8 protein-coding genes are annotated in these 12,204 nt (G+C 37.7%); 1 reads left to right on the forward strand and 7 read right to left on the reverse strand.

Annotated elements, in window-relative coordinates; all coding sequences use genetic code 11:
* Positions 1 to 79: 79 nt before the first annotated feature.
* The 3 genes from LV716_RS10200 to LV716_RS10210 form a co-directional block, all read right to left on the reverse strand.
* Positions 80 to 850 carry a DEAD/DEAH box helicase gene (locus LV716_RS10200; protein ID WP_233759104.1) on the reverse strand — a complete coding sequence of 257 codons (771 nt, stop codon included), beginning with the start codon at positions 848 to 850 and terminating at the stop codon, positions 80 to 82.
* A gap of 166 nt (positions 851 to 1,016) precedes the next feature.
* On the reverse strand, positions 1,017 to 4,250 hold the full coding sequence (locus tag LV716_RS10205; RefSeq protein WP_233759105.1) for an AsmA-like C-terminal region-containing protein: 3,234 nt from the start codon (positions 4,248 to 4,250) through the stop codon (positions 1,017 to 1,019).
* A 266-nt stretch (positions 4,251 to 4,516) separates the two neighbouring features.
* A complete protein-coding gene (locus tag LV716_RS10210; RefSeq protein WP_163417637.1) occupies positions 4,517 to 7,327 on the reverse strand; it encodes a S9 family peptidase in 2,811 nt (936 codons plus the stop codon).
* A gap of 121 nt (positions 7,328 to 7,448) precedes the next feature.
* On the opposite strand from LV716_RS10210, the gene LV716_RS10215 reads away from it, so the two are divergent.
* Positions 7,449 to 8,291: a pseudouridine synthase gene (locus LV716_RS10215; protein WP_163417638.1), complete on the forward strand. Its 843-nt coding sequence runs from the start codon at positions 7,449 to 7,451 to the stop codon at positions 8,289 to 8,291.
* Positions 8,292 to 8,375: 84 nt separating this feature from the next.
* Here LV716_RS10215 and rsgA read toward each other — a convergent pair whose 3' ends face one another.
* The 4 genes from rsgA to LV716_RS10235 form a co-directional block, all read right to left on the reverse strand.
* Complete coding sequence (rsgA, locus tag LV716_RS10220; protein WP_163417639.1) at positions 8,376 to 9,431, reverse strand: ribosome small subunit-dependent GTPase A; 1,056 nt, start codon at positions 9,429 to 9,431, stop codon at positions 8,376 to 8,378.
* 343 nt (positions 9,432 to 9,774) lie between these two features.
* Positions 9,775 to 10,695, reverse strand: coding sequence for an NAD(P)-dependent alcohol dehydrogenase (locus tag LV716_RS10225; RefSeq protein ID WP_163417640.1), 921 nt, complete (start codon positions 10,693 to 10,695; stop codon positions 9,775 to 9,777).
* A 168-nt stretch (positions 10,696 to 10,863) separates the two neighbouring features.
* Positions 10,864 to 11,289 (reverse strand): hypothetical protein, encoded by a 426-nt coding sequence (locus LV716_RS10230; RefSeq protein ID WP_163417641.1) that lies wholly within the window; start codon positions 11,287 to 11,289, stop codon positions 10,864 to 10,866.
* A 47-nt stretch (positions 11,290 to 11,336) separates the two neighbouring features.
* On the reverse strand, positions 11,337 to 12,074 hold the full coding sequence (locus LV716_RS10235) for a hypothetical protein (RefSeq protein ID WP_163417642.1): 738 nt from the start codon (positions 12,072 to 12,074) through the stop codon (positions 11,337 to 11,339).
* Positions 12,075 to 12,204: the final 130 nt, after the last annotated feature.

Consider the following 12,204-nt stretch of genomic DNA (forward strand, 5'->3'; position numbering starts at 1 on the left):
TAGATCCAATCTAATTGCTCCGTTGGATTTTGCCAAATGGGATGTTGCTCAATTGCCTTGATGATGGTTTTATCTTTCTTTATTTCCTGAAAAAGCTTTTCAATGTTCTGTCTGAACTCAATAATTTTTTGATTTTCTTTCTCTGTTGGTAAGGTAAAATGAACATAATCTTGATGAGGGCATAAATCCCCTCGATCACTAATTCGGGAACTGAAATTTCAGTATCAACAGGTCCATTTAAATTAACGTAGCGTTGCCATTCTGTCACTGTTACATCATAGGGAGGAGTAGCTGTTAAGCCAACAATTACTGGGGCTAATTTTTCTTTGACTTTTATAAGCGTTCGCCACCATTCACTTTTTAAATGGTGAGCTTCGTCTACAACAATAGTTTTGATGTTTTGAGATTTTAGTCCACGTACAATAGTATCAAGTTCTGAGTTGGTGGATTTGCCATTTCCATTTTCTTCTGTTTCTTCTTCTTCAATTTCTTCTTCTTCAATGCTCCAATTATTACAGGCTGCATGAAGCCCTTGATATGTTACAACTGTCATGAATTCTGGGTTGCGAATATCTCTCGAAATCCAATTAGGTGTCAAGTTGGTTTGAAGGAAAAGTTCACAAAACCTTTGTATCCATTGGTTTCGTATGGCTATTGTAGGAGCAAGAATTAAAGTTGGTCTATTAAGTCGAATTGCAACTTCAAGTCCCAATACTGTTTTACCTGAACCAGGTGGTGCAATTACATGAAGATGTTGGTCAGATAGATGATCTTGCAATTCGTCAAGCACTCGCTGTTGGTATTTTCTCCAACTGTATTTGAATTTTATGTCTTTCGGATATTCTGTCAATCTGCAATGTATTGTTTCAACTTACGCCCAATAAAAGGGACATGAATTTGTTTTAATAAATCATATCCTACGATAAGTGAAGTTAGCTTTTTAGGATTACAAACCTGACCTCAAATTGATGAATCCGTCATATCAATTGACAAAATCATCAGTACTAAATAACAGCTTATTTATCGTTGCCCTTACCCAACGAGATTTTATAGTCATCTATGTTTCCGTGTAACTTTAGGTTGAGGTATTTGACTTTCCTGTTTGGGTCGACCTCTATGATTTTGTCGTTCGCGGCAATGGAATCTTTTTTCTTCTTATTTCCGAACAGCTTGTAGACGGCAGCTTGTTTAACGGTCTTCCAAGGTATTTTGATGTTATAGGCTATATTGTTTTCCAAATCTTGAGTTCCCGATATTTCTAGGTGTCCCAAGGTCGATTCGATGGTCATGTTCGGTATGTTGATGCGCCCTTGGTTTACGTCCAAATGGTTTTGAAGGGTATCAAAGCGAATGTTTTTAAGGTTTTTATCGCCCATATAATCCGATAACATGGACATGGGTTTGTAGTTCACTAAACGACCACTGAGTACTTGAACATCCATCTGTATTTCCGATTGATCTAAATCTGGAACAAGATCAGGATACATCCTAATTTTTCCGTTGATTTGAGAAGAAACCTTACCATGCAAGTTCTCCGAGACCAAATGGTCCTGACCAAAATTTTCAAACTTGAATAGGATTTTGTCCAGATCAACATTGTTAAGGGTAAGATTGGGATTCAGATAGATATGGTCTGGGTCACTACCATTAAAATACCCAGATAGGTTAAGACTTCCTCCCGCTGCATCCATGCTAAGCGTATTTACATAGACAAAATGATTTTGTGTGGTGCGTATACTTGCATTTATATTCTTTAGATCAATACGATTGCGTATAAAATGATCAATATTGATATCAAACTGCATGTCTGTAAAAGGGAGTTCGTAAATATTGAAAGCTTCCGCATGCTTTTTGACATCTGCAGTTTTTGTATTGGTAGTTTTATGAGGAGCTGGAGGTTGTGTGTCAAAGTTGAAAAGTTGATCGTAATCAATGTAGTTTGCATTTAGGGCTAGATAGTTTTCTCGCTTTTTGGCGTTTTGTTCTTCCCCTAGATAATAGTTCAAGTTCACGTCAAAAATTGTTCTGCCAATTTCGCCATGGAACTTTTCGATTACGAGCTGCTCGTCCTCATAATGGATTCGACCTTTAAAGTCGTGGAATCGCATAGGATGTAGTTGCATTTTGGTATCTAGTTTATCAAGGTCCACATCAATGGAATGCAACATGGAATCTATGTAGTGCATACTGGAATTCACGTGCAATGTCAATTTTTCGAATGTTTCGTGCCTATATTCTTTAGGCACGTAGTTTTCGCCTTTATAAGAAAAAACATCTTCCAGTCTAAGTAAGTCGGAAGTTAATGTAACATCCAATTTCACATCTCCGTTGAGTGCATCCTTTAGCCAAAATCCGTAATCATGTGCCATTCCGTTAAAATGGAAGTCGGAATCATCTACGTAACCCGTAAAATCCACAACCTTAAGGTCTTTGTCATCTATAAGGAAATCCGCATGGAAGTCGTGCAATGTATGGGGATAGTATTTAAGTCGTGCGTTTAGACTGTCAATAAAGAATTCTCCTTTGGGCAAAAATTGGGATTCCGTAAAGTCTTGGGCCGAAGCTTTAAAAGAAAACCCTGCACTTAGGTCTTCTATTTTTTCATTGATGCCTTTTTTATCTATCTCTGAAAATCCTGTCAATTCGGCAATATCAAGAACATCTGATTTAATATCAAGGTGTACTTCTACAGGGGTGTCTGAATGGTGGACGATAGCAGGTAGGTCCGATAGGTTTCCTGTCATGGACAAATCTGAATTCCCGACCTGCATATCAAATTGTTCAAGTACCGCATCTTTCCCGTTCATTATTAGGTGCATATCAAGGTTTTTTAGGGGTGCAGGTAAATTTGCCGAAGAAATCTGAAGATTAGTCACCTTTAATTCGCTAAAGTAAGCCTGGTTGAGGTCGCTGATGGCTTTTTCCGGTTGATCTAGATCGATAATGTCGTGAAATCGCATTTTTAGAAACACATTTCCTGAGACATTTTCAATATCGGTAATGTTCAGAAACTTGGTCATGAATGCTAAATTGAAATCGGCGTCCACCTGCATATCCACTTCTGGTTCTTCAAAGTTTTTCACAACCAAAGCACCAGAAAAATTACCGGACTCCAACTTGGCGTTCATGTCGGTAAGGGAAAATTCCATCGTCTTCATGCTACGATCTTCACCATTGGTGAAATAACCCTTAAATCCCATTTCGTTGATGCGCTTTCTTTCTTCCATGTTTTCCAAAAAAGCTTCACTTGCTCCGAATGTGGCTTCAATGAACGGCATCTTTCCATCATTAAGTGGCCCTTTAACTATACCGTTAAAATAGATTTCCCCCTCATTTTCGTAGCGTTCCAAAACAGGTATAAGGTCTTCAGGGGCAAAAGCGATGAACATATCGAAATTGGGCTTGTCCCCTTTGACAGTAAGGTCAATCTGCATATCATTTTTCGTATCAAGGGTTCCTTGGAGGTCAAAGTTGCCGTGTTCCATGGTAATACCAGATGGCTTTATCTCAAGCATTCCTGTCTTTTCATTAAAAGTCACATCGGTATGTAGCTCAAAATGTTTGTGATGGATATAGGTCTTTTTGCTATCCTGGAATATGTTTAATTGGAATTCGGTATCGATATGGCCGGCAATAAAATCTTTGCCTAGTTTAAATCCGCCATTGCCCGAGTAAATAACAGTTTCGATGTCCGTATTTGTAGCTTCATTCAACTTACGGATGTTGAGATTTTTTAACTTGATATTTTTGAGGTGTAGATTTATTGGCTCGCCTTCTTCTGTTTCAGTGGTAGTTTTAAGTGCATTTTGAAGATTATTGGTTCCGTTTTCATGAAGAACAATATCAAGGTTTCCTTCCTTTAGAAACAGCGATTGTATTTCGTAGTTTCCCTTAACGATGTCCCACAGGTTAAGACCAATATAAAGATTGTCAACATTGATGATTTTGGGCGCATTGTTCGCCTTGGTCTCATATATCCTTAAATCGTATAATTTTAGGGAAATATAGGGGAAGTTCCCGAAAAGCGATAACTTGGAATCGTCCATCGTAATTAGGCCCTTATGTTGTTGATTTAGCTCCGCTATTTTATCTTGGAGGATATCGTTTTGGGCATAGTGGATATAGAGCAACAAAATTCCCAGAAGTAGTGTAGGAAATAAAATGGCAGCAGCAACAAACCGCCACCAGAACTTTCGTTTTTTTAAAAATGGAAACTTCATGCCGTACGTAAAGGTTCTTATGGTTCTCATCAAACGAAAAAATCGTTTTATGATTGTTCACTATTTAACAAATAAATTTCGAGAATTTATATGTAAAAATTTGGTTTAAACTAATGATTGTACCATATCAATTGATGGATTGAAGTAAAAGCCTGAATTTAAGGGCCAACGTTTCATATTGAACACGGTCGAAAGGCCCGAACTGATAATAACAAAATTTTGATATCTATAGGATATTGCTCCAGATTCGATGTGGCAAAAAGTTTAAACAAAGAATGGTAGTCCACTGTTGAGCTTTAATCTTCACCAGTCCCATCCAAAAGCTCATATCCTTGCCTGAAGCCTTTCTCCATGGGAGGAACACCGCGCTGCATCCACGCTGGTTTGGGTTCGCCTTTTAAGAAATGGTCAAAAAACTGCGCCAACCGAATATTAAAATCTTTGCGATTTTGAAGCTTTAAGGGCCAGTGCGGCTCCCCGTTATAATTTAATAACCATGATGGTTTGCCCAATCTGCGTAGACTTACAAAGAGTTCAATGCCCTGGTACCAAGGAACATGACCGTCGGCGTCATTGTGCATGACCAATAAAGGCGTGTTTATTTTATCAATATTGAAGATAGGGGAGTTTTCAATATATCGGGTGGGGTATTCCCATGGCGTACCCCCAATTCTACTTTGCGTATGCTCGTATTGAAATTGACGGCTCAGACCTGTCCACCAACGTATTCCACCATAGGCACTGATCATATTGGGTACGGGTGCCCCAGCTTCCGCAGCTTTAAAAATATCTGTCTTTGTGACCAAATGGGCAATCTGATAACCTCCCCAGCTATGCCCTTGAACACCAATATTGTTAGGGTCTATAAAACCTTTTTCAATCAAGGAAGTAACACCGGGAATCACACAGTTATAAGCACTTTCCCCAGGATAACCAATACGGTAATGCACATCTGGGTTAAAGATGACGTAACCCCGACTGGCGTAAAAACTATAATTTAATGAAGACCGTTCGGCCCTGGGATGACGGTGTCTATGAAGCCGATCTGAATTCCTTTCATAAAAATTCACCAAAAGGGGGTATTTCTTGTTGGGGTCAAAATTTTCGGGCTTCACAAGCAAGCCTGTAAGTTTTTTACCATCCAATGAAATCCAGTTTACCAACGCTATAGTGCCCCAGTTGTACTCTTTCTGTTGTGGGTTGGCATTACTGAGCTTGATGTCTTTTTTGAAGTTCAAATCGGTAAGACGTAGATCGGGAAATTCTTTAAAGGACTGTCTGGTGAAAATCAGCTTATCGGTAAGAGGTGCTTTTGTTGGTGTTGCGTAACTGTACGGTCCGGAAACAAGTTGTTTTACAGTGTTTGACTTTGGATTGTATTTAGCATAACCCCCATCTTTGGACACCTCATTGAAGGTGCTCAATAAGAGTTTTTGGTCAAAATCGATAGCAGGCTCTTCCTCATCCAAATGCAGATAACGATATACCGTTTTGGTTTCCCTGCCCTTGGTCAATTTAGTCCGATTGCCAGTCTCTGGATTGATTTTCCAAATATCATAGCGGTCATAGATCAATAACGCCGTATCATTCTTGGTCCAACCTGCAACGCCATAGGAATTGGGGTAATTGGGGTAATCGTTTTCTTCATTGTAGAACACAGCATCCTTGGTAAGGGGCCTATAGTTGCCCGATTGTAAATTATAGGTGAACCATGTACTGTCTATCCTACTATATCCATAACCGTACTTTGCTTTGGGGCTAAGCCGCATACGGGGCATTTTTTTTACTTCCGATTGTGTTTCTCCTGTAATGGTATTGATAACCTTGTAATCGTAATAACGTCTCGCCGTCCATTGGCTTGGCAGTTCATAAGGTGTAGCGTTACGTGCCAAAGCATAAGGAGCATTGCCATTATCTCCTAGTTGGGCATCTATATAGGTTCTGTCCGCTAAGGTAATAAGCTGCTTGTCCTTTAGGAGTACTGCAGTCGTAAATGATTGTATTGTATCATTCTTAAGTTGTAGTTCTTGAACGGTATATAATTTGGGTTCGTCGTACGTCCAAACTTCAACATTGACAATTTCTTCTTTTAATAAGGAAGTATCCTTTTCAATGGGGGGCTTGGCAAGGCCAAAAAACAACTTGGATTCGTCTCTGGAGAAATGTATTTTTCCGTGTTTGGAAACTACATAATTAGCAGGCGCGCTGGTATTGTCCACAATTTTTTCGGCAGTAGCCTTGCCTTCTTGCCAAAGAAAAAGTTCGTTTGGGCGCAACTGGATTTTTGTGGTATCCGTGTCTGCAATAAAACCGAGATTCTTGCCAGATTCGCTGAAGTTGAGCTGAAAATATTTTCCTTTTTTTGCTTCGTGGAGCATAGTGGTCTGCATTGTTTCCACATTAATGACAAAGACCCCAGCATTCGCATCTTTTGTTTCGCCTGTTGTTGTGTAGGCAAACCATTTACCGGTTTTGGCAAAAGTATAATCGGTCACAAACTTTATGGTATCCTGTGTATTGGTCGAAAGGTTCCTAAGCACCAAATGATACCCATTCTTTTTGTTCACCTTTTTGGGTTTATCCTTTTTCTTTTCGATAGGTGATACGGAATCTTTTTCCTCCTCTTTTTTCGTATCCTCTTTTTTGATGTCTTCCAGTAGGTAGGCCACAAAACCAGACCATTTTTCCGGCAGCTTGTACGTTTTTATGTTTCCTATTTTTACAAGGTTTTTCGTCTTTAGGTTAAAAATTCCCAATGAATCCTTCGGAAGTTTTTCTTTTTTTACTTTTCGTTTTTTTAGGGCAACCACGCTGTCTTTCCATGGTTTTATTGTAAAGAGTGCATATTGTGAATCATAGGTAAAATGACCCTCTTTGCCACGGTCATATTCCAAAAGAAAATCGCCTTTGGAATCCTGTATCTTCAAAAAATTATCTTTTTCACCCTTTTCCAAATCGTATAGTACATAGGAGCCATCTGGTGAAATGGCCTCATCTTCCACGGTATTCCAAAGATTGATATCAGAATGGTCCAATACCTTTTTTTGGGCAAAAGATTCGACTAGCGAAAGGGTACTAAGCAACAGCAGAGGGATGATTTTTTTCATTTTGATTAACTATAGGCGCATATCAAAGGTAACGGTTACTTAAGAAATATGGTTACGGTATTTTAAGGAAAGCGTTGTCCGCTGATTTGCAATATGTACCTTTGCAAAAATTTAATGACTGATGGCGAAATCAGACTACAACCGAAAAGGGAAACCTTCCAATAGAACTACTGGCGGAGATAGGCGAAAACAATATTCCAAAAGTTATAATCCAGCTAAAAAGAAAGCTGCCCCACCAAAAAACACCAATCCCAACGAGATGCGTTTGAATAGGTATGTAGCCAATGCGGGTATTTGTTCCCGAAGGGAAGCGGATACCTATATCGCAGCGGGCAATGTATCCGTAAATGGAAAGGTGATTACGGAAATGGGCTATAAAGTTCAGCTAACGGACGATGTGCGCTTTGACGGTAGAAAATTGAACCCGGAAAAGAAAGAATACATACTACTGAACAAACCCAAAAACTTCATTACCACCACCAATGATGAAAAGGGCAGGCGTACGGTGATGGAACTTGTTTCCAGTGCTTCAAAATCCAGGCTTTTGCCCGTAGGGCGGTTGGACAGGAACACTACAGGACTTTTATTGTTCACCAACGACGGTGATCTTACCAAAAAACTAACGCACCCAACACATGGCGTTCGGAAAATCTACCATGTGCACTTGGACAAAAATCTTACTTTGGCCGATTTGCGAAAAATAGAAGAGGGCTTAGAATTAGAGGATGGTAAGGTACAGGTCGATGATGTTAGTTATATACAGGGAGCGCCAAAAAAAGAAGTGGGCATTGAAATCCATAGCGGGCGTAACCGTATTGTTCGACGAATTTTTGAACATTTGGATTACCATGTTACCAAACTTGACCGGGTTATTTTTGCTGGGTTGACCAAAAAAGACCTGCCAAGAGGCCATTGGCGCAACTTAACGGAGCAGGAGGTCATTAATTTGAAGATGATTAAGTAAATGTCATTATAGATTCCAGTTTATATAAAAAATAGAGCGGTTCAAGAACAGACTTGAACCGCTGCTTTCTTCAAGATAATGTACTCAGTACTTATTTCTTTTTTTGATGTTTTTAATCATTTTTCCAAATTTTTTATCTTTTTTTCGTTTTTCAGAAACGGTTAATTCAAAGTGCTCCTTCTCTTTTTCCATTTTTAAATAATTCTGATATAATGATGCATCGAGCTTCTTCGAACTAAGCGCCTCTAACACAGCGCATCCAATTTCATCGATATGTTTACAATTCGAAAACTTACACTGTTTGGCCAAGCTAAAAATTTCATTGTAGGAATCGGTTATTCCATCTGTGGAACTTGTAATACCTATTTCCCGCATACCGGGATTATCAATAAAAATCCCTTTTTTGGTAACGAGTAACTCTCTATGTGTGGTGGTATGTTTTCCTCTATGTATACGCTCATTTATTTCTCTGGTTGCCATTACATTGTTACCAATTAAATTATTGATCATAGAGGATTTGCCAACTCCTGATGAACCTAAAAAACAGTATGTCTTGCCTTTGAATAAATACGCCTCTAATTTTTTCAATCCTTTTTTGGAGGTATTGCTCAAACAAACCAGGGGGATGTGTTTTATCCGTTTTTGAACGGTGGTAACTAGCTGTTGTAATTCAATATCAGATATCAAATCAATTTTGTTGAGAATGATAATAGGCTTGATTTCAGATGAATTGCATATCGTCAAATATCGTTCAATGCGATTTATGCTGAAGTCCCTATCAATAGCTTGAACGATAAACGCGAAGTCAACATTGGCAGCAATGACTTGTATATCACCATGCTTACCAATAGCCTGTCTGGATATGACAGAAATCCTAGGTATTATATTATGGATTATTGAAATGTAAGCATCATAAATTACTAAAGCGACCCAATCCCCCACAGCAGGAAAATCTTCAGGACCGTTGGCCGAATATCTTAGGTTGCCAGTAATCTCTGCATCAAGGTCGCCCCGTTCTGTTTTAACAATGTACTTTTCTTTATGTTGTACAACAATTCTCCCAACTTCAAAGTCTTTGAGGTTAGTATCAATTCTTAGTTTTTCGATTTTTTTGTTATATCCAAAATCTTCTAATTTCATATTCTGTATGTTTTAAAAGATTGTGTCTAATTCTCCTTTACATTGTGAGCAAAGGGTTTATCCGGAACATTTTGAAGTTCACTTCTTAGATGTTATCTAACCCAAATAATAGAGTAGGCACAATCAATGTGATGTTTTATTTGAAAATGTAAATAAGTAGTAATGCTTCGGATGCTTATCCGAAGTTAAGATGATAGCCAATGAAGAACATGACTATCTATTTTACAATATCCGAATATGAAATTACGGCTGTTATGGACATAAACTTTTAAAAAGTGTTTAAGCAGTTACAAAGTACTCAATAATTTTTGATTGCGGGCCATCTTTCTCAAAGTAATTTGTATTACACTTTTATTTCAATAACAACATTCCCTTTTTTACGACCTCTGTCAACATAGGTATGGGCACTTACAATGTCCTCAAGTGGATAACTTTTGTCAATAAAGGGCTTTATTTTTCCTTCCTCTGCCAGCGCCTTTAATTTTAGGAGGTCCTCACTCTTTTCCTTTGTCAGCATTTTAACGGAAACAAAGACACCATTGCTATTTAAAACCTTCTTGGCTTTCGACTTGGTCGTCTTTCCAACAGCGTCAAAAACAATATCAAACGTTTCTTCAAGTAAAGCATAATCTTCTTGCGTATAATCAACCGTTTTGTCAGCTCCAAGGGATTTCACCATATCAATGTTTGAAGTACTGCACACTCCGGTAACGGAGGAGCTAAAGCTTTTTGCGATTTGAACGGCATAGCTGCCTACACTTCCAGAAGCACCATAGACCAATATGCTCTTACCTTTGGAGATTTTTGCTTTTTCCAATAAAAATAGCGCGGTCATGCCTCCAATGGGCAAAGTAGCTGCCTCTTTAAAACTGAGGTTTGTAGGTTTTACATCGACAACACCATGTTTCCATTGCTCTGGCAAGCAAATATATTCAGCGTAAGAACCGGTATCGAGCATTGTAGTGGTGCCGAAGACTTCATCACCAATGTTAAAACGGGTCACATCTTTTCCTTTTTCTTCAACTACTCCGGACAATTCATGGCCAAGAATCTTCTTTTTGGGTTTAAAGAGTCCAAAAATCAATCTCGCTGGTAGCCAAAACAAAGTAGGGAAATCTGAACTGCGAAGCCTTACATCCCCAGAAGTAACTGTGGCTGCGTGAATCTTGATAAGAATTTCATGGTCTTTTGGTATAGGTTTCTCAATCGCTGTTACTTTAAGAACACTGGGAGGACCATATTTTTGGTAGAGAACAGCTTTCATTTATGATGGTCGATTGGTTATTTGGTTTTCAATATCATAAGTCTCCCTTGATTTTCCAAATGGTTCTTGATTTTGTTGGGCTATTTCAATTATGACTAATTAATGATTCTTTTGTAACAGAAGGTGGATTTAAGGAGTTTTTTAATCCAAGTACAGAACGTATTTAAATTAAAAACTTGATAAGTACCATTTGCCTTCTACTTTAACCATATTCATGGTTTCGTTGCTTCGACTTTCACCACTAGGGTGGTTAAACCAGAACGGGACTTTCGCCATTTCAGTTCCATCTGAGGATAAAAAGTATGTAACCTTTCCTGAAACTCGTGCATTTTTAAAATAACTTATAAATTCATTTATCGTCTGTTCCGAAGAAGAAGCAATATCACAGATATATTTTTGGGTGTCTCCATCATTTGTTTTATTCGGGGGACATAGCTTATTAAGATTTGAATAATCTTGTTCATTAGCACCTCTAAAAACTTCTCCAAGTACAAGTTTAGGATCGGATTGAAAATTTTCTGATTTCGATTTCGATTGTGCTGCTACAATACTAAAGGCAAAACAGCATATTAATATGAATGATGTTTTTTTCATGATGCGATTTATTTTATGTTCTAAAACAGTTGGTATAAACGACCGTTTCAATGCCGTTTATTTTTTGTTGTATTTCGTCTGTCTAAGATCATTTCATTAATTACATCCTGAATAACTTCATCTTCTCCATAAGGTGATGATACGAACAAATAGTTATATCCTTTTCCGAAGATAATATAATGATTAAGTCTTGTTTTTCCATTTTTAACAAGAAATTTAAGTGCTTTTTTATTCCCTATTTCTACTTCTTCAATTCCTCCAACCAATTTGTATGGTGGATGTCTATTTATGTAAAGTTCTATCTCCTCCAACAATTTTCTTTTTGAGTCTTTTGGAAGAATGTATAATGAAGAGAGATGGAAATGATAAGAGAAAAAATTTGAAAGGGATGCATAGATCTTTACATTCGAGGAATCTTTACTTTTATTAACCAAGGGTCTAGAATCATTTTCGATATCTAAAACTTCATCTCCTAACATTTGAATTGGTTCAAAATACCCACTATCTATCGGAGGCATATTTTCTGAAATAAGATGTTGCGAATGGGATGCTATTATTCTTCGATTTTTATTAAAACGTATTATTTCATAAGCCTTATAAAAATAGCCTTTGGCTTCTTCAAAATCATTCTTGATAATTTCAATGGAACCTTTGAAATAAATATTTACCCCATATTCACTATAACTACTTTTTGGAATAGAATCACCCTTCATTTGTTTTTGTGCGTATCCGTTATTAGTAATTACAGAGACAAGTGCTACAACATATAAAATATGATGCTTCATCAAATAATTGTTTATGAGATAAAACTTTTAAGGATAAGAATTTGTTTTAATAATTTATATCCAACGATAAGTGAAGTTCGGGAAATTTTTAATGTAAAACAGCACTGAATCGATAAATATACCTTTTTGG

This window comes from Flagellimonas sp. HMM57, from assembly GCF_021390175.1.
Taxonomy (GTDB): Bacteria; Bacteroidota; Bacteroidia; order Flavobacteriales; family Flavobacteriaceae; genus Flagellimonas.

Coding starts and splice junctions, on each gene's coding strand:
- LV716_RS10205 (WP_233759105.1), bottom strand. CDS start 4,250: ATGAGAACCATAAGAACCTTTACGTACGGCATGAAGTTTCCATTTTTA.
- LV716_RS10210 (WP_163417637.1), bottom strand. CDS start 7,327: ATGAAAAAAATCATCCCTCTGCTGTTGCTTAGTACCCTTTCGCTAGTC.
- LV716_RS10215 (WP_163417638.1), top strand. CDS start 7,449: ATGGCGAAATCAGACTACAACCGAAAAGGGAAACCTTCCAATAGAACT.
- rsgA (WP_163417639.1), bottom strand. CDS start 9,431: ATGAAATTAGAAGATTTTGGATATAACAAAAAAATCGAAAAACTAAGA.
- LV716_RS10225 (WP_163417640.1), bottom strand. CDS start 10,695: ATGAAAGCTGTTCTCTACCAAAAATATGGTCCTCCCAGTGTTCTTAAA.
- LV716_RS10230 (WP_163417641.1), bottom strand. CDS start 11,289: ATGAAAAAAACATCATTCATATTAATATGCTGTTTTGCCTTTAGTATT.
- LV716_RS10235 (WP_163417642.1), bottom strand. CDS start 12,074: ATGAAGCATCATATTTTATATGTTGTAGCACTTGTCTCTGTAATTACT.